26 protein-coding genes are annotated in these 25,643 nt (G+C 63.1%); 11 read left to right on the forward strand and 15 right to left on the reverse strand.

Annotated elements, in window-relative coordinates; translation table 11 throughout:
- Window positions 1-4 precede the first annotated feature (4 nt).
- From MNBBLIKP_RS14390 to MNBBLIKP_RS14405, 4 genes are all read right to left on the reverse strand, one after another.
- Window positions 5-1,093, reverse strand: a complete 1,089-nt coding sequence (locus MNBBLIKP_RS14390; RefSeq protein ID WP_088310960.1) for a Zn-dependent alcohol dehydrogenase — start codon at window positions 1,091-1,093, stop codon at window positions 5-7.
- 132 nt (window positions 1,094-1,225) lie between these two features.
- Window positions 1,226-2,509, reverse strand: a complete 1,284-nt coding sequence (locus MNBBLIKP_RS14395; RefSeq protein WP_088310961.1) for an acyl-CoA dehydrogenase family protein — start codon at window positions 2,507-2,509, stop codon at window positions 1,226-1,228.
- A gap of 83 nt (window positions 2,510-2,592) precedes the next feature.
- Window positions 2,593-4,032 carry an MFS transporter gene (locus MNBBLIKP_RS14400; protein ID WP_088310962.1) on the reverse strand — a complete coding sequence of 480 codons (1,440 nt, stop codon included), beginning with the start codon at window positions 4,030-4,032 and terminating at the stop codon, window positions 2,593-2,595.
- Window positions 4,032-4,883 carry an SDR family NAD(P)-dependent oxidoreductase gene (locus MNBBLIKP_RS14405; protein ID WP_088310963.1) on the reverse strand — a complete coding sequence of 284 codons (852 nt, stop codon included), beginning with the start codon at window positions 4,881-4,883 and terminating at the stop codon, window positions 4,032-4,034. Before MNBBLIKP_RS14405 ends, MNBBLIKP_RS14400 begins: the two co-directional genes overlap by 1 nt.
- 170 nt (window positions 4,884-5,053) lie before the next feature.
- Here MNBBLIKP_RS14405 and MNBBLIKP_RS14410 point away from each other — a divergent pair, with 170 nt between their 5' ends.
- The 4 genes from MNBBLIKP_RS14410 to MNBBLIKP_RS14425 all read left to right on the forward strand — a co-directional run bounded on the left by MNBBLIKP_RS14410 (window position 5,054) and on the right by MNBBLIKP_RS14425 (window position 9,139).
- Entirely contained in the window at window positions 5,054-6,214 is a 1,161-nt protein-coding gene (locus MNBBLIKP_RS14410) for an acyl-CoA dehydrogenase family protein (protein WP_088310964.1), read from the forward strand.
- Between the two features lie 3 nt (window positions 6,215-6,217).
- Window positions 6,218-7,357 (forward strand): acyl-CoA dehydrogenase family protein, encoded by a 1,140-nt coding sequence (locus MNBBLIKP_RS14415; protein WP_088310965.1) that lies wholly within the window; start codon window positions 6,218-6,220, stop codon window positions 7,355-7,357.
- Between the two features lie 63 nt (window positions 7,358-7,420).
- A complete protein-coding gene (locus MNBBLIKP_RS14420; protein WP_088310966.1) occupies window positions 7,421-8,236 on the forward strand; it encodes an SDR family NAD(P)-dependent oxidoreductase in 816 nt (271 codons plus the stop codon).
- A 15-nt stretch (window positions 8,237-8,251) separates the two neighbouring features.
- Window positions 8,252-9,139 (forward strand): SMP-30/gluconolactonase/LRE family protein, encoded by an 888-nt coding sequence (locus MNBBLIKP_RS14425; protein WP_088310967.1) that lies wholly within the window; start codon window positions 8,252-8,254, stop codon window positions 9,137-9,139.
- On the opposite strand, the gene MNBBLIKP_RS14430 is transcribed toward MNBBLIKP_RS14425, so the two are convergent.
- Window positions 9,136-9,879: an SDR family NAD(P)-dependent oxidoreductase gene (locus tag MNBBLIKP_RS14430; protein WP_088310968.1), complete on the reverse strand. Its 744-nt coding sequence runs from the start codon at window positions 9,877-9,879 to the stop codon at window positions 9,136-9,138. The two genes, MNBBLIKP_RS14425 and MNBBLIKP_RS14430, sit on opposite strands and share 4 nt — an antisense overlap.
- Window positions 9,880-9,966: 87 nt before the next feature.
- On the opposite strand from MNBBLIKP_RS14430, the gene MNBBLIKP_RS14435 reads away from it, so the two are divergent.
- A complete protein-coding gene (locus MNBBLIKP_RS14435; RefSeq protein ID WP_088310969.1) occupies window positions 9,967-10,749 on the forward strand; it encodes an SDR family oxidoreductase in 783 nt (260 codons plus the stop codon).
- Here the strand turns inward: MNBBLIKP_RS14435 and mhpA are convergent.
- From mhpA to MNBBLIKP_RS14455, 4 genes are read right to left on the reverse strand one after another with little or no spacing between them, the layout of a single operon-like run.
- Window positions 10,746-12,185, reverse strand: a complete 1,440-nt coding sequence (gene mhpA / locus MNBBLIKP_RS14440) for a bifunctional 3-(3-hydroxy-phenyl)propionate/3-hydroxycinnamic acid hydroxylase MhpA (protein WP_088310970.1) — start codon at window positions 12,183-12,185, stop codon at window positions 10,746-10,748. The two genes, MNBBLIKP_RS14435 and mhpA, sit on opposite strands and share 4 nt — an antisense overlap.
- The gene (locus MNBBLIKP_RS14445; protein WP_088310971.1) at window positions 12,182-13,273 is read right to left on the reverse strand and encodes an NAD(P)/FAD-dependent oxidoreductase; all 1,092 of its coding nucleotides are present in this window, start codon (window positions 13,271-13,273) and stop codon (window positions 12,182-12,184) included. The genes mhpA and MNBBLIKP_RS14445 overlap by 4 nt, the downstream gene beginning before the upstream one ends.
- A 3-nt stretch (window positions 13,274-13,276) precedes the next feature.
- Window positions 13,277-14,116, reverse strand: a complete 840-nt coding sequence (locus MNBBLIKP_RS14450) for a fumarylacetoacetate hydrolase family protein (protein WP_088310972.1) — start codon at window positions 14,114-14,116, stop codon at window positions 13,277-13,279.
- On the reverse strand, window positions 14,113-15,132 hold the full coding sequence (locus MNBBLIKP_RS14455) for a VOC family protein (protein ID WP_088310990.1): 1,020 nt from the start codon (window positions 15,130-15,132) through the stop codon (window positions 14,113-14,115). The genes MNBBLIKP_RS14450 and MNBBLIKP_RS14455 overlap by 4 nt, the downstream gene beginning before the upstream one ends.
- Before the next feature lie 90 nt (window positions 15,133-15,222).
- Here MNBBLIKP_RS14455 and MNBBLIKP_RS14460 point away from each other — a divergent pair, with 90 nt between their 5' ends.
- Window positions 15,223-15,879, forward strand: coding sequence for a TetR/AcrR family transcriptional regulator (locus MNBBLIKP_RS14460; RefSeq protein ID WP_088310973.1), 657 nt, complete (start codon window positions 15,223-15,225; stop codon window positions 15,877-15,879).
- Here the strand turns inward: MNBBLIKP_RS14460 and MNBBLIKP_RS14465 are convergent.
- The 6 genes from MNBBLIKP_RS14465 to MNBBLIKP_RS14490 all read right to left on the reverse strand — a co-directional run bounded on the left by MNBBLIKP_RS14465 (window position 15,839) and on the right by MNBBLIKP_RS14490 (window position 21,921).
- Window positions 15,839-17,074: an MFS transporter gene (locus MNBBLIKP_RS14465; RefSeq protein WP_088310974.1), complete on the reverse strand. Its 1,236-nt coding sequence runs from the start codon at window positions 17,072-17,074 to the stop codon at window positions 15,839-15,841. The genes MNBBLIKP_RS14460 and MNBBLIKP_RS14465 overlap by 41 nt on opposite strands.
- 4 nt (window positions 17,075-17,078) lie before the next feature.
- Entirely contained in the window at window positions 17,079-17,450 is a 372-nt protein-coding gene (locus MNBBLIKP_RS14470; protein ID WP_088310975.1) for a nuclear transport factor 2 family protein, read from the reverse strand.
- Between the two features lie 4 nt (window positions 17,451-17,454).
- Entirely contained in the window at window positions 17,455-18,630 is a 1,176-nt protein-coding gene (locus MNBBLIKP_RS14475) for a saccharopine dehydrogenase family protein (RefSeq protein WP_088310976.1), read from the reverse strand.
- A 354-nt stretch (window positions 18,631-18,984) separates the two neighbouring features.
- Complete coding sequence (locus MNBBLIKP_RS14480) at window positions 18,985-20,157, reverse strand: acyl-CoA dehydrogenase family protein (protein ID WP_088310977.1); 1,173 nt, start codon at window positions 20,155-20,157, stop codon at window positions 18,985-18,987.
- 172 nt (window positions 20,158-20,329) lie between these two features.
- A complete protein-coding gene (dcd, locus tag MNBBLIKP_RS14485; RefSeq protein WP_088310978.1) occupies window positions 20,330-20,884 on the reverse strand; it encodes a dCTP deaminase in 555 nt (184 codons plus the stop codon).
- Between the two features lie 38 nt (window positions 20,885-20,922).
- Window positions 20,923-21,921: a GDP-mannose 4,6-dehydratase gene (locus MNBBLIKP_RS14490; protein WP_088310979.1), complete on the reverse strand. Its 999-nt coding sequence runs from the start codon at window positions 21,919-21,921 to the stop codon at window positions 20,923-20,925.
- A gap of 80 nt (window positions 21,922-22,001) precedes the next feature.
- Between MNBBLIKP_RS14490 and wecB the strand changes: the two genes are divergently transcribed.
- From wecB to MNBBLIKP_RS14515, 5 genes are all read left to right on the forward strand, one after another.
- Window positions 22,002-23,150, forward strand: a complete 1,149-nt coding sequence (wecB, locus tag MNBBLIKP_RS14495) for a non-hydrolyzing UDP-N-acetylglucosamine 2-epimerase (protein WP_441339284.1) — start codon at window positions 22,002-22,004, stop codon at window positions 23,148-23,150.
- Window positions 23,134-24,435, forward strand: a complete 1,302-nt coding sequence (gene wecC, locus MNBBLIKP_RS14500) for a UDP-N-acetyl-D-mannosamine dehydrogenase (RefSeq protein ID WP_088310980.1) — start codon at window positions 23,134-23,136, stop codon at window positions 24,433-24,435. The genes wecB and wecC overlap by 17 nt, the downstream gene beginning before the upstream one ends.
- Window positions 24,436-24,446: 11 nt before the next feature.
- Window positions 24,447-24,836: a DUF3592 domain-containing protein gene (locus tag MNBBLIKP_RS14505; RefSeq protein WP_088310981.1), complete on the forward strand. Its 390-nt coding sequence runs from the start codon at window positions 24,447-24,449 to the stop codon at window positions 24,834-24,836.
- A gap of 72 nt (window positions 24,837-24,908) precedes the next feature.
- A complete protein-coding gene (locus tag MNBBLIKP_RS14510) occupies window positions 24,909-25,220 on the forward strand; it encodes an REDY-like protein HapK (protein WP_088310982.1) in 312 nt (103 codons plus the stop codon).
- 22 nt (window positions 25,221-25,242) lie between these two features.
- A complete protein-coding gene (locus tag MNBBLIKP_RS14515) occupies window positions 25,243-25,581 on the forward strand; it encodes a hypothetical protein (protein WP_088310983.1) in 339 nt (112 codons plus the stop codon).
- Window positions 25,582-25,643: the final 62 nt, after the last annotated feature.

Genomic DNA, 25,643 nt, shown 5'->3' on the forward strand with positions numbered 1-25,643 from the left:
TCGCTTACTGATCGAACACGATGACGCTGCGCGCCGATGCGCCGCTCTTCATCGTTTCAAACCCTTCGTTGATCTTTTCCAGCGGGATCCGCTCGGCAATGATCGTGTCGAGGTCGAGCAGCCCGCGCATGTAGAAATCGACCAGTCGCGGCATGTCGACCGGGAAGTGGTTCATCCCCATGATCGCGCCTTGCAGCTTTTTGCCCGAAAGCAGGTCCATCGCGCTGAGCCCAACCGAGTGGTTTAACGGCATCATCCCCAGGATCGTCGCGGTGCCGCCGCGGCGCAGCGACTTGACTGCTAGTTCGCCCGAAGCAGGACGGCCGACAGCCTCAACCGCGTGATCGACCCCGCCCTTGGTCATTTCAAGGATTTGAGCGGCGGCATCATCGGCCAGGGCATCAACCGTGTGGGTTGCGCCCAGCTTCATCGCCAGTTCGCGCTTTTCCGGCATCGGATCGGCTGCGATGATCTTGCCCGCTCCGGCAATCTTGGCGGCGTTGATTGCGGCCAGGCCAACCCCACCGCAGCCGACCACGGCTACGGTTTCACCAGGCGTTACTTTGCAGGCGTTGAAGATTGTCCCCGCGCCAGTGGTCACCGCGCAACCGATCACCGATGCGCGGTCAAGCGGCATTTCGGGATCGATCCGGGTGCAGGCATGTTCGTGGATCAGCATCATTTCGGCAAAGGCCGACAGGTTGAGCATCTGCGCGACCGGACTGCCATCGCCGCGCGACAGACGCGATTCACTGCCGGGCGCGCGGCGGGTATCGGCCCCAAGGCACAGCGCCATCCGGCCCGTGACGCAGAATTCGCAGTGGCCGCAGAAGGCCGACAGACACGTCACCACCGCATCGCCCACCTTCACCGTGCGCACTTCGCTGCCCACCGCCTCCACGATCCCGGCCGCCTCGTGGCCGGGCACGGCCGGTAGGGCATGGGGATAGGTGCCTTCGATAAAGTGCAGGTCCGAATGGCACAGGCCGCAGGCGGCGGTGCGGATCAGCACTTCATGCGGACCGGGCTTGCTGATCTGCAGCTGTTCGATCTCGAGCGGCTGGTTCGGGGCGACGAGGACGGCGGCTTTCATGTCATTCTCTCCGGATTCCCCTCCCGCTGGCGGGAGGGTTAGGGGAGGGTGTGTTATCGCCCCTCCCGTAACAGTCCCTTCCCCGGCCCCTCCCGCTGAGCGGGAGGGGAGAGCAAGGACCGCGTTGCTTCGCTAGCGGGTAACCCCAAGATCGCCCGAGCTAATTCCACGGTCGCCCTGCGGGGCGTATTTGCCGAATTCCAGTCGTGCGATCGAACGGTTGTGAACTTCATCCGGACCGTCGGCGATGCGCAGCGTACGCTGACCGGCGTACATTTTTGCAAGACCGAAGTCTTCCGAAACGCCGCCGCCGCCGTGGGCCTGGATCGCATCGTCGATGATCTTGAGTGCCATGTTCGGCGCCTTGACTTTGATCATCGCGATTTCGGCCTGGGCGGCCTTGTTGCCGACCTTGTCCATCATATCCGCCGCCTTAAGGCAAAGCAGCCGCGAGCATTCGATCTCGATCCGGGCTTCGGCGATACGTTGTTCCCAGATCGAGTGACTGGAGATCGGCTTGCCGAAGGCAACGCGGCCCGACAAACGGCGGACCATGCGTTCCAGCGCCTCTTCAGCCACGCCGATAGTGCGCATGCAGTGGTGAATTCGACCCGGCCCGAGGCGGCCTTGTGCAATCTCGAATCCGCGGCCTTCGCCCAGCAGCATATTGCTGGCAGGGATGCGAACATTGTTGAGCCGGATTTCCATGTGTCCGTGCGGCGCATCGTCATAGCCGAACACCGGCAGGTGGCGGAGGATTTCGACGCCAGGGGCATCGAGTTCCATCAGCACCATCGATTGCTGGGCGTGCTTCTTCGCTTCGAAATCGGTCTTGCCCATTACGATCGCGATCTTGCAGCGCGGATCGCCCGCGCCCGACGACCACCACTTGGTGCCGTTGAGCACGTATTCATCACCTTCGCGGCGGATCGAGCATTCGATGTTGGTCGCGTCAGACGAAGCGACCTGCGGTTCGGTCATCAGGAATGCGGACCGGATTTCGCCGTTCATCAGCGGCTTCAGCCAGCGGTCCTTTTGTTCGCGCGTACCATAGCGGTGCAGCACTTCCATGTTGCCTGTGTCAGGGGCGGAGCAGTTAAACACTTCGCTGGCAAAGCCGACGCGGCCCATTTCCTCGGCGCAGAGGGCATATTCGAGGTTGGTCAGGCCCGGGCCTTCGAATTCGAAGGTATCATCCACATGGGCGCGACCTGACTGCGGCGGCATGAACAGGTTCCAGATCCCCTGCGCCTTGGCGCGAGCCTTTTCCTCTTCGACCACCTGCAGGACTTTCCAGCGATCGCCCTGTGCGTCCTCCTTCTTGTAGTCGCCAACGCGGGGGCGGACGTGGTTTTCGATGAACTGGCGCACGCGGTCGCGCCAATAGCCTTGCCGTTCAGTCAGATCGAAATCCATGGGTCAGTCCTCCTTATGCTGTCGAATCTCGCGCGCATCACTGCCAGAGGCGAAGCGCCGCGCCAAGGTGTTTAAGTGATCGATTAAGGGTGCATCCCTTCGGCATCGGGGTTAAGCCGCGCCGCGGCCAGCGCCGCCAGCCGTGCTTCGTGGTCGGCGCGGGTAATCGGGAAGCGGCGGATCACCAGCGCCATCAACACGGCCAACACTACGACCAACGAGATGTAGGTCAGGGAGAGGCGGTCTATTACCGCAATCGGCACTTCACCGGGGACCGCCTTGTCCGGCATGCCGACCATCGACAGGATGTAACCGGTCACGAAAATACCCAGCCCGGTGCCGCATTTCTGGACAAACAGATTGCCGGAAAAGAACGCTCCTTCATCTCTTCGTCCGGTCACTTCCTCCGATGCTTCAACCACGTCAGACATCATTGAATAGACCGAGATCATCGCTGCGACCGAAAAGATGTTGCAGACAAAGAAGAAGCCGAACACCGGAATGGTTGATGCTGGCGTACCTTCGGTAGGCCAAAGCCCTGCCGCACGAGCGAGAAACGGGATCACCCAGAATACCATGCCTAGCACTGCGGTGGCGGTGGCAGTGTCACGCTTGCCCCAACGTCTGTGCCAAGTGGGCAACAGCACAAAGCAGGCGAGCACGCTGAGGAACAGTACGATTGGATAAGCAATCAGGTCACCACCTGAAAAACGCCAGATGAACAGGTAAAGGTAGTTGCTGATCGAAAAAGTGATGCCTTGGCTGATATAGGCCAGCGCCCCGCCGCCCAGCAAGACCAGGAAGGCGCGATTGGAAAAGCACTGCGCCAGCTCGGAAAATGCGGTGGCCAAGCCAAAGCGACTCTTGGGCCGGTCGGGGTAGACCGCTACCCGGCGGTGTTGCCCCCACGCTGAAACCAGCACCGCCAAAGTCATCAAAACGGCACCGAACAACCCGTAATTCTGGTAACCTTGGGCGCTCAACATGCCGCCGGTGCCGTCCTCGTGCTTGGCCAAGAATACCGTATAGGCCATCATCGCTACCAGCAGCCCGCCGGTCCAGCCGAACAGAAAGCGATAGCGCATCAGGGTGGAACGTTCATCGTAGTCCTGGGTCAGCTCGGGCACGAGCGCAACCGATGGCAGTTCGCAGCACGAAACCAGCGCCCGCACCAGCACAGCCATGCCGACCAGTGCCCAAAAGTCCGGAGCTTCGGTCTGCGACCAGATCAGCGCCCAGGCCAAGCCCAGCGGAACCGGCGCGAGATAGAGCCAGGGCAGGCGCCGCCCCCAGGCAGTATAGGTCCGGTCAGACATGTAGCCGATCACTGGATCGATCAATCCATCAATCACCAACGCAATCAGCAGGGCAAGCCCAACCAGGCGCGAATCCATCCCCAGCACTTGATTGTAGTAAAGCATCAGGAATGTCGCGAACCCGTTGTCCTTGATCCCATAGGCAATCGAGCCGAGCCCATGGAAAAAAGCGAGGCGGGTGGTGAGCGGGCCTTTTTCGGGTTGCATCAAGGCTGACCCGCGCCAGCCGCCTCCGCCATGGCTTGCAAAGCGTCGAATAGCCCCGGCGCTTCGGGGTCCCAGCTGTGGCGCGGACCGACGGTGATCCCACCATCGACGATCAGCGAAGTGCCGGTAACGAAGCTGGCGGCGTCACTGCAAAGAAAGGCCACCGCATTGGCGATATCATCGGGCTGGCCTGGGCGGGAAACCGGCTGGGCCTGGCTCGACATCTGCAGGATCACGGCCTTGGCCTGATCGACCAGTTCGGCTGGCATTTCCATGCTGGCAGTGAAGATGTTGGTGTTGATGAAGCCGGGCTGCACCGCGTTCACGCGGATGCCGTACTGTGCCAGGTCGGTGGCGGCGCACTTGGTCAGGTGCAGCACCCCGGCCTTGGCCACGGCATAGGCCGTAGGGCTATAACCCGGGCCCACGGCGGCAACGCTTGACGTGTTGACGATCGCCGCGCCTTTGCGGTGCTTCATGTGCGGCGCGGCATACCGGATGCCCATCGCGACCGAGCGCATCAGCAGGTTGAAGGTGAAGTCCCAGCCTCCGGGCTCGATCTCATCAATAGGTTCTCGCGCGCCCCCCGCTCCTGCGTTGTTGAACACCGCGTCGATCCCGCCGCACTGTGTCGCAGCTTGATCCATCAGTGCCTTGATCTGGGCCGGATCGCATACGTCGCAGGCTACGGGGACGATGTTTTCGGCCAGCAGCGATACCGCCTTGGCTCCCTCCAGATCCAGATCGGCGGCGAACACCGTCGCCCCTTCGCGGGCAAACAGCAGGGTTGCAGCCCGCCCGATGCCTGATGCCGCACCAGTGATGACAACGCATTTGCCCGTGAATCGCATGATGACCTCTCCGTTTCGATTTGCCACCAGCTTAGGCGCGAATGGCCCTTGGTCAACGCTCCTGCGCTTGACGCTACGGCAAGCGTCACTGGCCGAAATTGCGGAAATCCGCGCTTGCTTGTGCGGCCCGACTCACTTTAACCTCCCGATTAAGAGAGGAGCGCTTGCCCATGTCCGACCTTGATGCCTTCCGCGCGGAAATCCGCGCCTGGCTGGAAGAAAACTGCCCCCCAGAAATGCGTGAACCCGCGCGGGAAGAGGATGACGCCTGCTGGGGCGGCCGCAACTTCAAGTTCAAGAACGAAGCACAAAAGCAATGGCTGGAACGTTGCGCTGCTAAGGGCTACACCGTGCCCGACTGGCCCAAAGCCTATGGCGGCGCGGGCATGAACGCAGCGCAGGCCAAGGTCTGGCGCGAGGAAATGCACCGCATCAATGCGCGCGCGCCGTTGTCCAGCTTCGGGATCTGGATGCTCGGCCCGGCGCTGCTCAAGTTCGGGACCGAGGAACAGAAGGTCCATTACCTCGGCCAGATCGCCCGCGGTGAAATCCGCTGGTGCCAGGGTTATTCCGAACCGGGTTCGGGCTCGGACCTTGTTTCACTGCAGACCTTTGGCGAAGACAAGGGCGATCACTGGGTGGTCAATGGTCAGAAAATCTGGACCAGCTACGCCAACAAGGCTGACTGGATCTTTTGTCTGGTCCGGACTGACAAGGGCAACAAGTATCAGGGGATTTCGTTCCTGCTGTTCGACATGACCACGCCGGGGGTCTCGACCAAGCCGATCCTGCTGATCAGCGGCAGCTCGCCGTTCTGCGAAACTTTCTTCGATAATGTCGTGGTGCCCAAGGACCAGATCGTCGGCGAACTCAACTGCGGCTGGGACGTGGCCAAGTACCTTTTGGGGCATGAGCGCGAGATGATTTCGGGTGCGGGCGGGAACGACCGGCTCAACACCATTGGTGCCGTGCTGAATCGTGCAGGCCTGGAAGACCCGCTTTTGCGCGCCGACCTGGCGCAGTTCGACGTCGATGCGCTGGCCTTCAGCGCGATGGGCGAAAAATTCCTCGACGAGATCAAGGTCGGCAAGGCGCACCCTGCCCAGCCCAACATGATGAAATACGCCGGGACTGAGCTCAACAAGCGGCGTTACGAGCTGCTAATGGCGGGCGGAGGCAGTGCCAGTCTGGAATGGGAAAGCGAAGCTAGCGATGGCGGCGCGCGAGCCCGCACATGGCTGCGCACCAAGGCCAATTCGATCGAGGGCGGCACCAGCGAGGTGATGCTCAACGTCATTTCCAAACGCATTCTCGACCTGCCGGGAGCCTGATCGATGCCGCTTTATCACACCGAAGATCAGGCGATGCTCGCCGATACCGCGCGCCAGTTCATGGGCGAGGAAGGCGCCATCGCCAAGCAGCTGCGCCACTGGCGCGACACCAATTGCAAGGACGGCTTCGGCCACGGCTTGTGGAAGCAGTTCGCCGAACTCGGCTTTACCGGGATCCTGGTAGGCGAAGCCGATGGCGGTCTGGGCATGGGCCATGTCGAAGCCGGGATCGTGCTTGAAGAGATCGGCCGCAATCTGACCCCGTCGCCGTTTCTGACCAGCTCGGTCATGGCGGCAACTGCCTTGGGCAGCGCCAGTGCAGATTTGCGCGGGCGTTGGTTGCCTGGGCTGTTGACGGGCGATTCGGTGTTTGCAGTCGCCGTTGATGAAGGCCCCAAGCATCGCCCCGAACGGATCAAGACTCGCGCCGAACGTGCCGGAAACGGCTTCAAGCTCAATGGTGCAAAGGCTTTCGTGCTCCACGGCGGCAGCGCCGACATGCTGGTGGTCGCCGCGCGCACTGCCGGTTTGGACGATGACGATGCCGGGATCACCCTGTTCGCCGTGCCCAAGGACGTTGCCGGGCTGAGCCAAGACAAGGTCCGGCTGGTCGATTCGTCGATGGCAACGCATGTGAAGCTCGACAATGTCACGCTTGATGCCGATGCGGTGATCGGTGAAGTCGATGGCGGGCGCGAAGTGCTGAACCGGATGCTGCAGGCGGGCCGGGTTGGCGCGGCGGCGGAAAGCGTCGGGGTGGCCGCGGGGGCGTTTGATATGACCACCACTTACCTCAAGCAGCGCAAGCAGTTCGGGCGGCTGATCGGCGAATTCCAGTCGCTCCAGCACCGCGCTGCGCACCTCTATTCCGAAGTGGAAATCGCCCGCGCCGCAACGATCAAGGCACAGCAACTGCTCGATGGCGGCAGCGTACGCGCTGACCTGATGGTCTCGGTCGCCAAGGCCAAGGCTGGCAAAGCCGCCAGTCTCGCGGTCAAGGAAGGCGTGCAAATGCATGGCGGGATCGGCATGACCGACGAATACGACATCGGCCTTTACATGAAACGCGACCGTGCCTTGGCGGAATTCATGGGCGACCAGTACTATCACGCCGACCGCGTAGCGCGGCTGAGCGGGTATTGAGCAAGCGTTGCGCTTGGGCTTTCGACAGGCTCAGGCGTGACCTTGCCCTTAAGGAGAAGCAAAATGGATTTCACCAAACTGTTCAGCCTTGAAGGCAAAATCGCCCTGATCACCGGCGGGTCGCGCGGGATCGGCAAGATGTTGCTCGAAGGCTATCTCGCCGCCGGGTGTGAACGCGTTTACATTACCGCCCGGAAGCGTGAGCAGATCGCGGAAACCCTCGCCGAATTCGAAGCCCAGTACCCGGGTAAGGTGGTCGGTCTGCCTGGCGACCTAAGCCAGATGGATGACTTGATGCGGTTGGTCACAGAACTGTCGGCCCGCGAAAGCCGGCTCGACATTCTGGTCAATAATGCCGGGGCGGCGTGGGGCGCAGACTATGAGCAGTTCCCGGAAGTGGGTTGGGACAAGGTGATGGACCTCAACGTCAAGTCACTGTTCTTCTTGACCCAGAAGCTGCACCCGCTGTTGACTGCAGCAGCCAGTTTCGATCGTCCGGCCAAAGTGATCAACATTGCCTCGATCGACGGGCTGCGACCTAACCCTTGGGAAACCTACTCCTATCAGGCCAGCAAGGCGGCGGTGATTCACTTGACCAAGCGAATGGCTGCACGGCTGATCAAGGACAATATTGTTGTCAGTTGCATCGCGCCGGGGGCCTACCCCAGCGAGATGAACAAGGCAGCGGCCAAGAACCCCGAAGGCAGCGCAAGGGGTATCCCTTTCAAGCGGGTCGGGGTGGCCGAGGATATTGCTGGCGGCGCGATCTATCTCGCCAGCCGGGCGGGCGATTACGTAGTCGGCACGACCATCCCGATCGATGGCGGGATCGTTAACGCCTGGCTCCCGGATGAATTCAATGATCCGTCTGGGCATTGAACTGAAAATGAAACCATGAACCGTCAGATCCGCACCCTCGTCGGAAGTATTTTCTTTGGCGAGGGGCCGCGCTGGCGCAATGGACGGCTGTGGTTTTCAGACTTTTATGCGCAGCGGGTCTGCTCGGTGGATCTGGCAGGAGATCTGCGCACCGAGCTGGAACTGGAAGGCCGTCCATCCGGACTTGGTTGGATGCCCGATGGCTCGCTGCTGGTGGTGCGGATGGAGCTGTGCCAAGTGTGGCGACGCTGGCCGGACGGGCGGTTTGTGTGTCACGCAGATCTGGCGGATCACTCGGAATTCCTGTGCAACGATCTGGTCGTGGACGGTCAGGGCCGAGCCTATGTTGGCAATTTCGGGTTCGACCTTGATAGTGAGATCCACGCTCGCGGCGCGGAAAGCGTGCTGGCCGATCACCCTACCACTTTGCTGGCCCTGGTCCGTCCGGACGGCACGGTCAGCGATGCTGCGCCGGGGCAGCGGTTCAGCTTTCCCAACGGCATGGTGATTACGCCCGATGGCCAGACGCTGATCGTGGGTGAGACTTTGGCCGGGCGGCTGACCGCACTCGATATCGGGGCAGACGGCACCCTCTCAAACCGCCGCGAATGGGCGCCGACCTGGCCGGCCATTCCCGATGGCATCGCACAGGACAGCGCAGGCGCCGTGTGGATCGCCAACCCGCTCGCCCCCGAATGCCGCCGGATTGGCGCGGGCGGCGCGGTGCTTGAAGTGATCGAGACCGGCGGCTTGCCTTGCTATGCCTGCATGCTTGGCGGGCCAGAAGGCAAACATCTGTTCATGCTGGTTGCGCCGAGTTCGGACGCGGGTGAAGCGGCCAAAGCGCCCAAGGGGAAGGTCCTGGTGACGCAGGTCGATGTGGGCCGCGCCGGATTGCCCTAACGCGGACCCCCGTCAACCTGCAGCAGCGCACCAGTGGTATAGGAACTGGCTGGACTGGCCAGCATCAGCGCGGCGGTCACGATTTCCTCGGGACGGCCTGGGCGGCCCAGCGCGACCGGCTGGCTCTTGCGGCGGTCAGAAGTCCAGGCTTCGGCGATGTCGGTCAGGAACGGACCGGGCACCAGTGTGTTGACCCGCACCAAGGGCGCATATTCGCGCGCCAGCGAAACAGACATCGCGTTGAGCGCCGCCTTGGCCGCGCCATAGGGCACCACCATCGGCAGCGCCATCAGCGAACCCGACGAACTGATATTGATAATGCAGCCGCCATCGCCCTGGCTCATCCGGTGGGCGATCTGGCTGGCCAGCCGGAACGGGCCCTTGAAGTTCAGGTTGAGCACCGAATCGAACAGGTTTTCGGCCAATTCATGGCTAGGACAGGCGGGCGACATGCCAGCATTGTTGACCAGGATGTCGACCCGGCCAAACTCGGCATAGGCGGCCTCGATCAGCGCATCACAATCGTCCCAGCGCCCGGCGTGGAACGAAAAGGCCATGGCTCGGCGGCCCAGGTCGCGGCATTCCTGCGCCACCTTTTCGCAGTTTTCCAGCTTGCGGCTGGCAATGATCACATCTGCCCCGCGCGTCGCAAAGGCCTTGACCATCTGATAGCCCAGTCCGCGACTGCCGCCGGTAACCAGCACCACCTTGCCGGTAAAATCGAACAGCGGATCCAACATGGTCTTGCCTCGCTTCGTGTGCTTGCCGGTTTGGCCGGGAGAGTTTAATCGAACGATTAAGCTAATGGCAATCGAGGAGTGAATTCCATGCAATTCGACAAGACCACAGCCGCAGTTGTCACCGGTGGAGCATCCGGTCTGGGGCGTGCCACCGCCGAAGCCCTGGCGCAGGCCGGGATCAAGGTGGCGATTTTCGACGTCAATGCCGAAGCCGGTGAACAGGTGGCTGCGGCAATCGGCGGGATCTTCTGCAATGTCGATATTACCAGCGAGGAATCGGTTGTCGCCGGGTTCGCCAAGGCCCGCGCCGCGCACGGGCAGGAACGGATCACCGTCCATTGCGCCATGACCAGCCGCCGCGGCAAGACGCTGGCCTTTGACAAGGAGGCCGGCAAGCTGAAGCGGCTGTCGACCGAGGACTATATCTACGGTGTCAACGGCATCCTGGTCGCGTCTTACCGTATTGCCTCACTTTCGGCAGAAGGGATGGCCAGCCTCGAACCGCTTGCAGATGGCGAGCGCGGCTGCATCACGCTGACCGCATCGGTCGCCGCGCAGGACGGGCAGATCGGTCAGATCATCTATGGGTCGGCCAAAGCCGGAGTCAACGGGTTGGTCCTGCCGATGGCGCGTGACCTGTCGGATATTGGCATCCGGGTCAATTCGATCATGCCCGGGATCTTTGCCACCCCGCTGATGCTTGGTGCGAAGCCGCAAGTGCTGGACAGCCTGGCCGCATCAGTGCCTTTCCCCAAGCGGCTCGGCAAGCCCGAGGAATTTGCCTCGCTGGCATTGGAGCTGGCGCGCAACAGTTATTTCAATGGGCAGTGCATCCGACTTGACGGGGCGATCCGCATGGCTCCGCGCTAACTTGCCCGTAAAACCGCTTCCCACTGCTCGGTCAGCATGGCGGCATTGCCGGTGCCGAATACGTGGCGGTCCGGACGGATCAGCACGGCCTCGGCTTGCTGGACGTCCAGCCACTGCTCAAGCGCGGTGCGGAACGGGGCGATCTTCGGCTCGTCCAGTCCGGCGCGGGTCAACAGCCATGCGCCGATGCCGGTGACATCGTCGAGGCGCTGGCCATCGACGACCGGCTGTGGGAAATAGCTGCCGGCCCCGGCGCTTCCTGCCAGGATCAGCCCGCTGGAGATCGGCGGATAGGCGATGTTGCCATCAGGCGATTGCCCGGCCGCCCGCGCAGCAAGCATCTTTTGGTTTCGCGCCTCGGCCGCAGCAGGATCAGTGATGCACACTGTCTGCCCCATCATGATCGCCATCTGGATCATCGCGCGAAGGTTGGGTTCACGCTCGCTCTGGTAACTGTCGAGCAGGGTATCAGAGGCGTTCTGACCGACAATCAGCGCCAGCTTCCAGGCCAGATTGGCTGCATCGCGCAGCCCCGAACCCATGCCCTGGCCGGCGAATGGCGGGGTCTGGTGCGCGGCATCGCCTGCCAGCAGCACTCGGCCCTTGCGCCACTGCGCTGCTATCCGCGCCCGAAACGTATAGACCGCCTTGCGCTCCAGCGTGACAGCGCCCGAGACATCCCACGGTTCGAGCAGCCGTTCGATCGAGGAGTCACTGGCCACTACTTCGGGATCTTCGCCCGGCAGGATCATAAATTCCCACCGGTGCCTTCCTTCGCCCATCAGCACGCAAGTGGTGGGGCGGGCCGGATCGCAGATCTGCAGGTTGCAATCGGGCAGCCGCGCATAGTCGTGAACGATCGTGTCGATCACCAGCCAGGGTTCCTCGAACCCCAGATCCTCCATCGCAATCCCGGCGGCGTGGCGAACGGGGCTGCGCGCGCCGTCTGCACCCACCAGATAGCGCGCGCGAATATTGCGCTCACCATCGGGCGTGGTGATCGTGGCGGTTATGCCATCGGCCTGCTCGTCCAGCGCAACGAATTCGCAGTGGGTGAGCAGTTGCGCCTGCGGATAGCGCGCCAATTCACTCCGCAGCGCCTGTTCGACGCTGGGTTGATGGATCATGTTCCCGCCGGGCCAGCCGCCAGGACCAAGCCGGTCGGTGCCTTCAAAGCGCAGCAGGATTTGGCGATCCGCAGTCAGGAAGTCATAGCGCCCGGTAGTCCGACTGGTGCGCATGACTGCATCGGCGACACCGCATTCTTGCAGGATTCGCAAGATCTCGTGATCGAGATGCGCGGCGCGCGGCAACGGATAGATCTCCGCTTCCTTTTCGACCACGATCACGCTGATTCCGCGCTGGGCCAAAAGCAAGCCTAGCGTAACCCCGCTGGGCCCACCGCCGACGATCAGGACGTCGCAGTCACAGATCACTGGCCAAACTCCTTTTCATAGCGCGGAATGAACAGCTTTTTCCCCTTGATCGCGCCAGTCAGCCAGTCACCTACGACCATTCCGCGCGCGCCGAGCGGCAACACACTGGCGCCGCTGCCGGGTCCGAGCGGGATCAGGATCGGCGGGACTTTCCAGGGCTTGTAAGCCGGCAAGGCTTCCAGCGCCTTGCCGCTGGCCAGCTTGCGCAGGGTTCCCGCCAGCCAGGGCGCATGGCGCGATGCGGAAACCACCGTCATGCCTTCGCCGGTTGCGGCCAGATCGCCGATCGCGAAGATGTTCGCCAGACTGGACGGCCGGAGCCAAGGGTCAACCTGCAACTGCCCATTCGGCTGCCGCTGTGCGTTTGGCAAGGCGTGGGCCGGGCTATCCGTGACACGCGCGCCGATTGCGGGGAAGATCAGCCCGGCAAGGCGAGTGCCGTTGGCCAGGGTGATTTCGCCCTGATAAGGCCGGTCGGTCCGGGTCAGGCCGTTGGCAGTCTGACCAAGGTGCAGTTCCACTCCCAGCCCGGCAAGTCGGCTGGCCAGAGCCGCGTGGAGTTCTGCCCGGTACATCGGGAACAGCTGCGCCGGTGCCGATACGAGCGTCACCGGCTTGTCCCGGTAAATCGCCTTGATCTCTCCCGCAAGCTCGACCCCGACCGCGCCTGCGCCGACGATCACGATGCGTGCTGCCGCGGCCACTTGCGCCGCACATTCATGCAGCGCGGCTACGAATTCGGCAGTGCTATCGCCTTGCGGTTTGAACGGCGCGGCATAGCTCGATCCGGTTGCCACCACGATCGCGTCGGCGTCTACCCTCGTTCCGTCGGTCAGGACCGCGCCGCCGGCATCGACGGAGGCGACCCGTGCACGGACTACTCGCCCGCGCTTGAGCAGCCGGTCATAGGGAAAAACAAGCTGTTCGATCAGGCCCGGTTCGGCCACCGATCGCGGTGCACCAACATTGTGGACGAATGCCTCGCGCGCTTCGATGAGAGATACGTCGAGATGTGGATCGAGCAGCTTGGCCAGTTCGAACCCCGCATAACCGCCACCAATAATCGCGACCCTGAATCCGCCCGGCAAGTGTCAGCCCTCCGCCCGCATCGTGGCTTCGATATGGCCCAAGCCATCGATCTCGCAGCGAACGACGTCGCCGGGCTGCAGGAATTGGCGCGGGTCCATCGCCGCGCCGACCCCGCCGGGGGTGCCGGTGAACAGGCAATCGCCGGGTTCCAGCGTCATCCCGGTGGAAAGATGTTCGATCTGCTGCCAGATATTGAACACGAGGTTGGCGGTGTTCGAATCCTGCCGCTTTTCGCCATTCACGTAGCAGCGGATGCTGTGGCCGTGGGGATCGCCCAATTCGTCGGCCGTGACGATCCACGGACCCATCGGCGCGTGAGTATCAAAGCTCTTGCCCAGTGACCACTGCGGGCTGGCGTGTTGCCACATCCGTTCGGTCATGTCGTTGCCAACGCAATAACCGAACACGGCTGCCTGCGCGTCGGCTTCGGCAATGTGTTTGCCCCCCGCGCCAATGACGGCGACCAGCTCTACTTCATAGTCGTTGGCCATGGTGCCACGCGCGATCTCGATGGGATCGAAGGGTGCGTTGACGCTGGTCTGGGCTTTGGTGAACCAGACCTGCCGTTCGGGCGTACCCATCTTCGATTCCTCGATATGGTCGGCATAGTTGAGTCCGATCGCAAAAATCTTGCCTGGACGCTGCACCGGGGCCTCCAGTTTGACCGAAGCAATCGGCACCCCGCCGCCCGCCGCCGCCTTTGCCTCGAGTCCGGCCTTCAGGTTATCCCAGTCGCGGATCAGGTCGATCATGGTGCCCGGCACGCCGCTATCGATCACGCTATCGCCAACGACAATGCCGGTGCGGGTCTGGTCCTGGGCGGTGTAGGTGCAAAGTTTCATGTGACAGACTCCTTGGGATTACGTTTGAACAGGCGCCTGATGCGCAGGTTGAGGGCGAGGAAGAACGAGACGATGCCTTGCGGCGGCGGGTATTTGCCCGCGAACATCGGGTTGGGGCTGCCCCATTGCACAGCGAGCAGGGCTGACAAGGGCATTTTTTGCGGCGGATCCTTGGCGGTGAACAAGTCACCGTCAGTCCAGTGTTCCAGTTCGTTGCCGAACGGGTCTTTCCAGTAATCGAACACCTGGCTGCCCATGATGTGGCGGCCGACACCCCAGGCCTGGGTACGCTTTTGCGCCTTGAGATGCTGGTGGCCGAGCATCAGGTCATCAAGGTTCGACACTTCGAAGGCGGCGTGCAGGATGCCGAGCTTGCCCGGTAGCTGGGCAAGGAACAGAGTGTGGTGATCGGCGGGTTTGTCGCCCCGGTTGCACCGCATGAAGGCACCCAGCGGGACGTCCTTGGCCGCCTCAACCTCGTCCGAGGTGAGGAACCCGAAGCGCGCCTTGTACCATTCCTCCGAGCGGCGAAAGTCGCTGACCTTGAGCACCGCATGGCCAATCCGGCGGATGTGCGAAGGCGTGGGGTCGAGGCGGACCGTGGCGCGCTGGCGCGGTTTGGCGGCTGCGGTGTTGCGCGGAAGATCGTCGGGCACGGGGCCTGGGGCTTCCCTGGCCTGGCCCGCGACCACTTCCACACGGTAGCCATCGGGGTCGGTCAGGCGCACCACTTTGCCGCCGCCCGGTTCATTCAGATCTTCTACCGCGACGCCTTGGTGCGCGGCGAGCAACGCAAGGTCGTCAACGGATTCAGCGCGCAAACCCAGTGCGAGGAACACTGCCGGACCGGGTTCGGTCACATGCAGAAAAGGGCGGCCATCGCTGCCCCTGGCAAACAGCTTGCCTTCCGCTTCGAACGTGGTGAATCCGAAATCCTTAAGAAAGGCGCGCATCGCGGCCAAATCGGGCGCGCTGTAGCGGACATGCGCGATGTCTTCGACATTGATCACGGCCACGGCCACTCTCCCCAATGCGCCGATTCGCACTTGACTATTTGGTCAAATTAACTCAGTTGACCAAATAGTCAAGTGTACTATGATGGGGCTATGGCGAGCCAGCCGACCACCGAAAATCCCCGCGCTGCGCGCACCCGCGCCGCCTTGCTCGATGCCGGGTTCGCGCTGCTGGCCGAACGTCCGATCGATGCGATCGCGATTGATGATATTGTGGTCCGTGCGGGTGTGGCCAAAGGTAGCTTCTTCAACCACTTTTCCGACAAGCAGGGCTTTGCGGCTGCCATTGCGCAGCAAGTCCGTGCCGCACTGGAGCAGCGGATCGGTGCGGGCAATGCCGGGGTAGTCGATCCCGCGATGCGCCTTGCCAGCGGGATGCGGGTGGGGATCGAATTCGCGCTTGAAGACCGGGTGCGGGCGACCATCATGTTGCGGGGCATGCAGGAAAGCAGTCGGAGCGATCACGAACTGAACCGCGGGATCCGGGCCGATATCGACCGGCTGGTTTGCGCGGGACTGGCCCGGAATGAAGCCGCGGGTAGTGGAGTGCGTTACTGGCTGGGGCTGTGCCATATGGCCATGCTCAACGTGCTCGAACGCGGGCATGACCGCTCCGAGGCCGCGCGGCGGCTGCGTGACATGCTGGTGCTGGGGCTCTGCGGTTTGGGCGTGGGCGAAGGCAAGGCGCGCGAAGTCGCCGAGGCCAGTGCTAGCTTGTTGTGTCCGGCACCGGGTCAGGCGCAAGCCTGAGCGGCCAGAACAGCAAGGAACCGAGCAACAGCGTAACCAGCGCCAAAGCCTGCGCCGGGGCATAGCTCCCCAACCGGTCAAAGCTCGCTGAAAAAACCAGAATCCCGCCGACATTGCCGATCCACCCCAGCGCATGGAGTGAGCCAAAGATGGTGCCGTAGTTCTGGAAGCCGAAGCGCCGCGAAGTGAGGTAGGCGAAGATGTCGATGTCCGCGCCTTGCAACAGCCCGATCAGCCCGGCGGCAAAGACCGCCAGCCAGGCCATCGAACCGCCAGCCAAGAGCACTACATAACCGGTGGCAGGGACCATGATCAGCAGCGCGGCCACCCGGCGTGGCTCGAACCGGTCAAGAAACCAGCCGCCAACCAGCTTGCCGATGAACTGCCCGGCTGCAAAGGCTGAGACGGCAAGTGCGGCGACGGCAGCGCTTAGCCCGCGCTCCTGGATCATCGGTGACATCTGACTGATCGCCCCACTGGTGGCGATGCCGATCAGCATGTTGGCCCCGGCCAATAGCCAGAAATCGCGCGTTTTCAGGAAGGACAGATCAACCCCGGCCAGCGCCACATGGCGATCGATCCGCGCGGTCGCGGCGGTTCGTGGCATGATCAACAGAGTAAGCGGCAGGCCAATGCCAAGCCCGAAGCCGGCCAGGGTCAGAAAGCCTGCTCGCCAGCCATAGTCCTCGATGATGAAATGCAGCAGCGGCGGAAAAATGATTGCGGTGATCGAGACCCCGATCCCGACCAGACCAAGCGCCAGGCCGCGGTGCTTGCTGAAGTGTGCGGTGATGGGCCGGGTCAGGGTGATCGAGGAATTGCCGGAACCGAAAAAGGCCGCGGCGGCAACGCTGATGCCAAGCAGTGTGGCATTGTTGATCACCGTGCCCTGCGCAATCGCGGTCAGGCCCAGGATCAGCGCGGTAGTGACATAGACGGTCCGGAAACCAAGCGTATCGGTCAGTCGCCCGATCAGCGGCGCCCCCAGCGCGGCGGTGACTACCAGGGACTGGATGATCCCGGTCTCGGACCGGGTCATGCCCAGTTCGGCCGACATCGGGATCAGGAACATCGAAAAGACATAGAACATCAGCGAGACGCCGGTGCCATTGGCGATGGCGGCGGCCAGCGCGATCCGCCAGCCGACCGTCCATTCGCTGTCCTGCGGCGCAGCTGGCCGGGTTGTGTCAGTCATCGATCTAACCGGCCAGGGCTGCGGTATAGGTCGCCATGTCGAAATAGTCGCGCCATACCGCGATCTTGCCGCCGCGCAGCTCGAACACGCCGCAGCAGGGCAGGACCACTTCCTTGCCGCCCGCCATGGTGCGGTCGGTCCGTTCGGCGATAACCACGTCGCCAGCAGCCACGATATGCCGCACTTCCCATTCCGTGCCCGACCAGCCCCCGGCAAATCCGGCGATGAACTGGTGCAGCGCGGCGTGGCCCTGGACCGGGGCGATCGGCATGTTGTGGTAGATCCCGTCTTCGGTGAAGAAGCTCACCAGTTCATCGACATCCAGCCGCGACCAGGCGGCGATGAAGTCCTGCACCACGGCAAGATTGTCGCTCATCGCGTCAATCCTCGACCGCGAAGCTGATTTCGGCGTGATCGCGCAGCCGCTCGACCAGCGCTTCGCCCAGCAGCGCGCCGGGGGTAGCGATCGCTCCCGCTGCCGGGCAGCTGAGCAGCGCGATGCCGGTTTCAGCCAGCATCCGGCTGGTCGAGCCATAGCCCGGATCGTAGCGGCCCTTGACCCCATAGTTCAGCTTGCGCCCGTCAGCCAGCTGGCCGGTGAACAGCACGTCATAGTGGCCGTTGTCGCGCTCTTCCTTGGTCGGGCCTTCGCCGGGCTTGGGATCGTTGGGAGTGCCGATCATCGGAGTGGTGGCCATGTATTTGGCCACGCCTTCACCCTGTTCGCCCGGCCCGGTCAGCACCATTTCGTCATAGACGAAGTCGGTGCCATAGGGGTGGCCCAGCAGCAGGTTGGTGCGGTGGACGTTCTTGGTGTTGATCACTGCCATCACAAACGGCGCGCACCACGATCCCAGCGTTTCATCATATTCAGGCTGATCGGCGCGGGGCTGGGCTGGGCCTTCGAAACCGGGGGTCAGGCCGAACGGGCTGACCATGTATTTGACCAAGGTCGGATCCTTGCCCAGCGCCTCCATCGTTGCGCGCAGGCTATAGGCGGTGCCGCCCGAAAACTTGCCCTGCATCGCCCGCACCCGGCACTTGATGCGCGGCAACGGGGCCCCGAACCGGGCCATGGCTTCCTGCTGCAGCATCAGCACGCCCAGATCGAACGGGATCGAATCGAACCCGCTGGAAAAGGCGATCCGCGCGCCGCTGGCCTGGGCCTGGGCGTGATACTTGTCGGCCATCTGCCGCATCCACACCGGTTCACCGCACAGGTCGGCATAGTCGGTTCCCGCCGCCACGCAGGCCGCCAGCAACGGTTCGCCATAGAGCTGATAGGGCCCCACCGTGGTCACTACCACGCGGGTGCTTTCAGCCAGTGCTTTCATGCTGGCAGGATCGTCCGAATTGGCCACCACCAGCGGCGTGTCGGCGGGTGCGCCGATTTCATCGCGCACTTCAGCCAGTTTATCCGCGCTGCGCCCGGCCATGGCCCATTTCGGGCCTTTGCCCTGATAGTGATGCGCCAGATATTCAGCCACCAGCCGCCCGGTATAGCCGGTGGCACCATAGACGATCAGATCGAACGGACGGTCTGCCTTGGCAGTCATGCAAGCTCTCCATTGCCCCCGAATCTGCGCGGGGCTTATGACCCCAGAACTGCACAGATCGGTGGCAATGTCGAACTGATTTCGCCTGACGTTACGGCATCCGTAAGAGGATGACGGGGAAGAAAAAAAGAAAGGGGGTTCACGCAGAGGCGCAGAGGAAGAAAGGGAGACGCGGAGGACTCGCGCTGAGCCGCAGGCTCACCAAATCAATCGAAGGCTGCGCCAACCGCACGGTCTGATGAACAGCGCGGCTTCGCCGCAAGCGCCACCCCTCTGCGCCTCTTTGCTTCCTCTGTGCCTCTGCGTGAACCCATTCAACATCTGCCCCAAACGCACAGGCTCGATCGGCAAACGTCAGAACCGGTACTGGCGGCTCGCCAAATCGAACATGATCTCCTCGCTGCCGCCGCCGATCGCCATGACGCGGACTTCGCGGTAGATCCGTTCGATCCGGCTGCCGCGCACGAAACTGGCCCCGCCCAGAATCTGGCAGGCCTCGCGCGCGCACACTTCCATGGTCTGGGTCGCCTGCACTTTCAGCAGCGCGAAATCGCCGGGAAAGGCCTTGTCGTTGAGCACGGCCCACGCGCTCTGATCGATCCAGGCCTGGGTGGCATTGATCCGGCGCAGCATGTCGGCCAGCTTGTGGCGGATCACCTGATTGCGGATCAGCGGCTGGCCGAAAGTCTCGCGGCTCCGCGCCCAATCGAGCGCATCTTCAAAGCAGATCCGGGCAAACGCGGCGGCCTGCTGGCTCATCCCCAGCCGCTCGCCGTTGAAATTGCGCATGATTCCGGCGAAGCCCCCGTTCTCTGGGCCAATCAGGTTTTCGGCGGGGACTTCAACATTATCGAAATGGATCGTTGCGGTGTCGCTGGCGTGCCAGCCCATCTTGGCAAGCGGGGTGCGCGACACGCCGGGACTGTCCAGTTCAACCAGCAACAGTGAGATCCCGCCGATCCCGGGCCCGCCAGTGCGCACCGCCAGCGTGATGTAGTCGGCCCGCACGCCCGAAGTGATCAGCGTCTTGGCCCCGTTGACCACATAGCTTGCGCCCTTGCGCTCTGCTTTGGTCTTCAGATTGGCCACGTCCGACCCGCCGCCGGGTTCGGTAATGCCAAGGCAGATCAGCTTTTCACCCGCCAGCACCGCCGGGGCAATCCGGCGCTTCATATGCTCGCTGCCCATCGCCAGGATCGGCGGCAGGCCGATCCCGTGGGTCATCAGCGAGGCACAGATCCCGCCCGCGCCGGGCCGGGCCAGTTCCTCGGTCTGGACGAGGCCGTGCAGCAGGTTGAACGCGCTGCCGGTGCCGCCGAATTCCTCCGGGTAGTTGAGCGCCAGCACCCCTGCCTCGGCCGCTTTGCGGTGCAGCTCGCGCGGCAATTCGCCCGCAGCTTCCCACGCATCGACATGCGGGGTGATTTCGCGCGCGACGAATTTGCGCACGGTATCGCAAACCGCCTCGTGGCTCTCGTCATAGAACGGCGAACGCGCGCGCCATTGGTCGAACAGAGGGGCGTCCATGGGCTAGCTTCCTTGTGCCTGCGACAGGGACCTCCCCGCCAGAATAAGCCGTCGCCCCGGACTTGATCCGGGGGCCAGCTTTTCTTCGACCAGGTTGCGGCTCGCTGCAAGCGCCGACAAGGCAGCTGGACCCCAGGTCAAGCCCGGGGTGACGAAGCTGGTATGGAATCGACTAAAGCCTGGGCAACGTCACTCCGCGCTGGCCCATGTATTTGCCCGCGCGGTCGCCATAGCTGACTTCGCAGGGTTCATTGCCTTGCAGGAACAGGAACTGGCACGCGCCTTCGTTGGCATAGATCTTGGCCGGAAGCGGGGTGGTGTTGGAAAATTCCAGCGTCACGTGGCCTTCCCATTCTGGTTCCAGCGGGGTGACGTTGACGATGATTCCGCAGCGGGCATAGGTGCTCTTGCCCAGGCAGATCACCAGCACATCGCGCGGGATCCGGAAATATTCGACCGTGCGGGCCAGCACAAAGCTGTTGGGCGGGATCACGCAGACGTCGCTCTTGATGTCGACGAAGCTCTTGTCGTCGAAGTTCTTGGGATCAACCACCGCCGAATGGACGTTGGTGAAGATCTTGAATTCGTCCGCCACCCGCGCATCATAGCCATAGCTGGAAAGGCCATAGGAGATGCAATCGCCCGCCTGCTGGCGTTCGACGAAGGGTTCGATCATCCCGGCGTGGCGGGCTTCGTTACGGATCCATTTGTCTGAGAGAATCGGCATGGGGGTGTGATTGCCCATGCCGCTCTGCGCTTCAAGGGTCAGACCCCGTGGTATTCCTTGTACCACCGCACAAAGTTGGGGACACCCACTTCGATCGAGGTGGTGGGGGCATAGCCAAGGTCGTTCTGGATTGCGGTAATGTCGGCATAGGTGGCCGGAACGTCGCCGGGCTGCATCGGCTGGAAATCGATTTCCGCCTTGCGCCCGCATTCCTGTTCCAGCAGGCCGACCACTTTCATCAAGTGCTCGCTCTTGTTGTTGCCGATGTTGTAGAGCCGGTGCGGCTTCAATGAGCCCCCGGCCTTTTCCAGCCCGTCGTCGGGCGGGGGATTGTCGAGGCAGGCGATCACGCCGCTGACGATATCGTCGACATAGGTGAAGTCGCGGTACATCTCGCCCTGGTTGAACACCGGGATCGGTTTGCCCGCCAGAATCGCCTTGGTGAAAATCCACATCATCATGTCGGGCCGCCCCCACGGGCCATAGACCGTGAAAAAGCGCAGGCCGGTCAGCGGCAGGCGATAGAGATGGGCATAGGTCTCGCTCATCAGCTCATCCGCCTTCTTGGTTGCGGCATAGAGCGAAACCGGGTGATCACAGCGATCCTCGACCGCGAACGGCAGCTTGGTGTTGCCGCCATAGACCGAGCTTGAGCTGGCATAGACCATGTGCTCCACCCCCCGGTGGCGCGACAGTTCCAGCAGGTTGACGTGGCCGACCAGGTTGGACTGGACATAGGCGTGCGGGTTTTCGATCGAATACCGCACCCCGGCCTGCGCGCCCAGATGGACCACGCGATCGATCTGGATTCCGTCCAGCGCCTTGGTCAGCGCTGCATTGTCGGCGAAATCGACCTCGTGAAAGGAAAAGCGGTTGCCGCCCGCTGCGACCAGCCCGGCCACCCGGTCGCGCTTCAGGCTGACCTGGTAATAATCGTTGACGTTGTCGATCCCGACCACTTCATCCCCGCGCGCCAGCAGGCGCTGCGACAGGGTGTAACCAATGAATCCGGCAACGCCGGTAACCAGAACGCGCATGCAATCTCCTGTAACCCGTAGCGGGCGATATACCGGCGGCCTTATTTCATGGTTAACCCATGGCTGGTAGGGGCAACTGCATGACAGAGCCGCAAAAGATCATGCCGCAAAAGATCATGGTCGTGTTCGGGACCCGCCCCGAAGCGATCAAGCTGTTCCCCGTGGTCGCCGCCTTGCAGGCCGATCCGCGCTTTACCCCCGTGGTCTGCGTGTCCGCACAACACCGCCAGATGCTCGATCAGGTGCTGGAGATCGCCGGGATCGTGCCCGACCACGATCTGGACCTGATGAAGCCTGACCAGACGCTTGACGGTCTGACTGCCGCGCTGTTGACCGAACTGGGCAAAGTGATGGACCAGGTCCAGCCCGCCCGGGTGATGGTGCAGGGCGATACGGCCACCGCGATGGCCGGGGCGCTCGCCGCCTATTACCGCAAGATTCCGGTCGATCATGTCGAGGCCGGGCTGCGCAGCGGCAACATCTATCACCCCTGGCCCGAAGAGGTGAACCGCAAGATCATCGGCTCGATCGCCAGCCTGCACTTCGCCCCGACCGAGGTGAGCGAGGCGGCCTTGCTGCGCGAAAACGTGCCCGCCGACCGCGTGCTGGTGACCGGCAATACGGTGATCGACGCACTGCATTGGGTCACGGCGCGGATCGCGGCCGATCCCTCTCTGGCGGGCGGGCTGGCCGAACTGGAGGCGCGCTTTGCCGGCAAACGGATCATCGGCGTGACCACCCACCGCCGCGAAAACTTTGGCGGCGGGATGGAGGCGATCGCCGAAGCGATCCGCCAGATTGCGGCTCGCCCGGATGTGGCGGTGATCTTCCCGGTCCACCTCAACCCCAATGTCCGCGCGGTGATGAACAGCGCGCTGGCCGGGCTGGACAACGTCGCGATGATCGAACCGCTCGATTACCCGCACTTCGCCCGTCTCCTTTCGATTGCGGACATCATGCTGACCGACAGCGGCGGGGTGCAGGAAGAAGCGCCTGCGCTGGGCAAGCCGGTGCTGGTGATGCGCGAAACCACCGAACGCCCCGAAGGCGTCACCGCTGGAACCGCCCGGCTGGTCGGCACCGAAACCGCTACTATCGTTACCGAAATCTTCACCTTGCTCGACGATAAGGCCGCCTACGAAAGCATGGCGCGCGCGCACAATCCGTTTGGGGACGGACAGACCGCGCGCCGTATCGTGGAGCGACTTGGGAATGAAATCGGACGTTAAGCCCTCGGTTTGTGTTGTTGGTCTGGGTTATATCGGCCTGCCCACTGCGGCGATTGTCGCGCGGTCGGGCTGCCAGGTCCACGGGGTGGACGTCTCGGCCCACGTGGTCGATACGATCAATCGCGGCGAAATCCATATCGAGGAAGTCGATCTGGACGGGCTGGTCCACGGCGTTGTTTCGCGCGGGTTGCTGAAAGCCTCGACCGAGGTTGCCCCCTCTGACGTGTTCGTGATCGCGGTACCGACCCCGTTCGACAAGGACCACGCTCCCGACATTTCCTATGTCCTCGCCGCCGGGGAAGCCGTGGCCAAGGTGCTGAAAAGCGGCGATACGGTGATCCTTGAATCGACTTCGCCCGTTGGCACGACCGAACAGCTGCGCGATCTGATCGCGGCGCGCCGTCCGGACCTCAAATGCCCCGGCCTGACCAGCGAGACCCCGGATCTCTCGATCGCCTATTGCCCCGAACGTGTGCTTCCGGGGAAAATCCTGGAAGAGCTGACCAACAATGATCGCTCGATCGGCGGGATCACGCCGCGCTGTGCGCGCAAGGCGCTGACCTTCTACAAGCTGTTCGTGCGCGGCGAATGCGTGGTAACCGACAGCCGCAGCGCCGAAATGACCAAGCTGGTCGAAAATGCCTACCGCGACGTCAACATCGCTTTCGCCAACGAACTCAGCATCGTCTCCGACCAGATGGGGCTTGATGTGTGGGAAGTGATCCGGCTGGCCAACCGCCATCCGCGCGTCAACATCCTCACCCCGGGGCCGGGCGTGGGCGGGCATTGCATCGCGGTCGACCCGTGGTTCATCGTCCACGGCGCGCCCGAACACACCCCGCTGATCCGCACCGCCCGCGGCGTCAACGACGGCAAGATCCACCACGTCATCGCCCATGCCGAGGCCCTGATCGAGGCCAACCCGGGGGCGCAGATCGCCTGCCTTGGCCTGGCCTTCAAGGCCAACATCGATGATTTCCGCGAAAGCCCGGCCCGGCTGGTCGCGGTGACTCTCGCGCGCAAGTATGGCGCCCGGGTCAAGGTGGTCGAACCCTATGCCAGCGAGTTGCCCAAGGAATTCGCCGGGACTGATGCAGGTCTGATCGACATCGACACCGCGCTGGAACAGGCGCAAGTGCTGATCGTGCTGGTCGATCATGACCAGTTCAAGGCCGTCCCGCTCGCCGAACGCGCGCGCCACGTGGTCTATGACACGCGCGGCATCTGGCTCGATCAGCCCAAGCCGTCGGGCCAGGCCGCACCGGGGCTCAAGCTCGCCAGCTGAGGAGCGCGGCGGTGGAGAGCTTCGTTCTCTATGCCGCGATGGCGCTGGTGCTGCTGACGCTGGCCCTGTTGCTGCGCAGTGATCTGCCGCGCTGGCTGGGGATGGAGCGCCGGGTCGATGCCGAAGTGATCGGCCACCACTCCTCGGTCCATGACAACACCCGCTCTTACGCCCCGGTCTATCGCTTCGGGGCCGAGGGGCGGACCCATGAGGTGACCGATCAGGTCTACAGCGGGCGGGAGTATCCGCCAGTGGGCACCCGCGTCACCCTGTCCTACCCCCATGGCCGCCCCGACCTTGCGCGGGTGCCCCGCCCGTGGCTGTGGCTGGGGGTCTATGCCGTGCTGCTTTACGGGCTTGCCGTATTGATCGGCAAGGCGACCGGGTGGCTGCAGGGCTGAGACGACCTTGCCAGCGCCGCCGGTTCCGGGCAGTCTCTGCCTGGGCGCGCGCCCTGGAGGGACCTTTTTGCCATGGCCACCATCATCCTCAAATACCGCCTCAAGCACGGCGTCTCGCGTGACGAGTTCGAGACCTGGGTCAAGACCACCGACCACCCGGTAATGCGCGGGCTGAGCAGCGTTGCCGCCTTCGATACCTACCGCGTCACCGGCCTGCTGATGGGCGAAGGCGCGCCGTCGGTGGAATATGTCGAACTGTTCGACATTGCCGATCTGGCGGCCTTCACCGGCACCGACATGCCCGGCGATACGGTGCAGGGGATCATGGGCCAGTTCATGGGCTTTGCCGATGCGCCGGAATTCCTGCTCGCCGACAAGCTGTAACCACCAAAGGAGCGACCCGCCGATGACTGCACTGCGCCTGTACCTGATCCTGGCCTGGACGGCCCTGATCGCCTTCACCGCCTTTGTCATCGGCCGTGACGGGCTGAACCTGCTGCCAGTGTTCTTCGGCGATATCGCCGCTGGGCACTGGCCGGGGCAGTTCAATGCCGATTTCCTGTCCTTCCTGGCACTGTCGGCGCTGTGGACCGGCTGGCGCAACGGCTGGACTGTGCTCGGCTGGCTCCTCGCCGTGGCCGCCTTCTTCCTCGGCGGAGGGTTCCTGATGGCCTACCTGCTGATCCTGCTCCACCGCGAAAATGGCGACATGCGGCGCGTCCTGCTGGGCGTCCGCGCCGCGTAACCGACCAGACTAGACCGACCTGCGCGCCGTGCGGGAGGGTAGCGGCGGGCGGCGTTAGTTGA

Source organism: Novosphingobium sp. B 225 (assembly GCF_002198665.1).
Classification (GTDB): domain Bacteria; phylum Pseudomonadota; class Alphaproteobacteria; order Sphingomonadales; family Sphingomonadaceae; genus Novosphingobium.

What these genes read in the sequence shown, in the direction of transcription:
- MNBBLIKP_RS14510 (WP_088310982.1), top strand. Translation starts at nt 24,909, where the DNA reads ATGGCCACCATCATCCTCAAATACCGCCTCAAGCACGGCGTCTCGCGT.
- dcd (WP_088310978.1), bottom strand. Translation starts at nt 20,884, where the DNA reads ATGCCGATTCTCTCAGACAAATGGATCCGTAACGAAGCCCGCCACGCC.
- MNBBLIKP_RS14475 (WP_088310976.1), bottom strand. Translation starts at nt 18,630, where the DNA reads ATGACTGCCAAGGCAGACCGTCCGTTCGATCTGATCGTCTATGGTGCC.
- wecB (WP_441339284.1), top strand. Translation starts at nt 22,002, where the DNA reads ATGACAGAGCCGCAAAAGATCATGCCGCAAAAGATCATGGTCGTGTTC.
- MNBBLIKP_RS14515 (WP_088310983.1), top strand. Translation starts at nt 25,243, where the DNA reads ATGACTGCACTGCGCCTGTACCTGATCCTGGCCTGGACGGCCCTGATC.
- MNBBLIKP_RS14425 (WP_088310967.1), top strand. Translation starts at nt 8,252, where the DNA reads ATGAACCGTCAGATCCGCACCCTCGTCGGAAGTATTTTCTTTGGCGAG.
- MNBBLIKP_RS14405 (WP_088310963.1), bottom strand. Translation starts at nt 4,883, where the DNA reads ATGCGATTCACGGGCAAATGCGTTGTCATCACTGGTGCGGCATCAGGC.
- MNBBLIKP_RS14465 (WP_088310974.1), bottom strand. Translation starts at nt 17,074, where the DNA reads ATGACTGACACAACCCGGCCAGCTGCGCCGCAGGACAGCGAATGGACG.
- MNBBLIKP_RS14415 (WP_088310965.1), top strand. Translation starts at nt 6,218, where the DNA reads ATGCCGCTTTATCACACCGAAGATCAGGCGATGCTCGCCGATACCGCG.
- MNBBLIKP_RS14390 (WP_088310960.1), bottom strand. Translation starts at nt 1,093, where the DNA reads ATGAAAGCCGCCGTCCTCGTCGCCCCGAACCAGCCGCTCGAGATCGAA.
- wecC (WP_088310980.1), top strand. Translation starts at nt 23,134, where the DNA reads ATGAAATCGGACGTTAAGCCCTCGGTTTGTGTTGTTGGTCTGGGTTAT.
- MNBBLIKP_RS14480 (WP_088310977.1), bottom strand. Translation starts at nt 20,157, where the DNA reads ATGGACGCCCCTCTGTTCGACCAATGGCGCGCGCGTTCGCCGTTCTAT.
- MNBBLIKP_RS14450 (WP_088310972.1), bottom strand. Translation starts at nt 14,116, where the DNA reads ATGAAACTTTGCACCTACACCGCCCAGGACCAGACCCGCACCGGCATT.
- MNBBLIKP_RS14410 (WP_088310964.1), top strand. Translation starts at nt 5,054, where the DNA reads ATGTCCGACCTTGATGCCTTCCGCGCGGAAATCCGCGCCTGGCTGGAA.
- MNBBLIKP_RS14435 (WP_088310969.1), top strand. Translation starts at nt 9,967, where the DNA reads ATGCAATTCGACAAGACCACAGCCGCAGTTGTCACCGGTGGAGCATCC.
- MNBBLIKP_RS14490 (WP_088310979.1), bottom strand. Translation starts at nt 21,921, where the DNA reads ATGCGCGTTCTGGTTACCGGCGTTGCCGGATTCATTGGTTACACCCTG.
- MNBBLIKP_RS14460 (WP_088310973.1), top strand. Translation starts at nt 15,223, where the DNA reads ATGGCGAGCCAGCCGACCACCGAAAATCCCCGCGCTGCGCGCACCCGC.
- MNBBLIKP_RS14395 (WP_088310961.1), bottom strand. Translation starts at nt 2,509, where the DNA reads ATGGATTTCGATCTGACTGAACGGCAAGGCTATTGGCGCGACCGCGTG.
- MNBBLIKP_RS14400 (WP_088310962.1), bottom strand. Translation starts at nt 4,032, where the DNA reads ATGCAACCCGAAAAAGGCCCGCTCACCACCCGCCTCGCTTTTTTCCAT.
- MNBBLIKP_RS14420 (WP_088310966.1), top strand. Translation starts at nt 7,421, where the DNA reads ATGGATTTCACCAAACTGTTCAGCCTTGAAGGCAAAATCGCCCTGATC.
- MNBBLIKP_RS14470 (WP_088310975.1), bottom strand. Translation starts at nt 17,450, where the DNA reads ATGAGCGACAATCTTGCCGTGGTGCAGGACTTCATCGCCGCCTGGTCG.
- MNBBLIKP_RS14430 (WP_088310968.1), bottom strand. Translation starts at nt 9,879, where the DNA reads ATGTTGGATCCGCTGTTCGATTTTACCGGCAAGGTGGTGCTGGTTACC.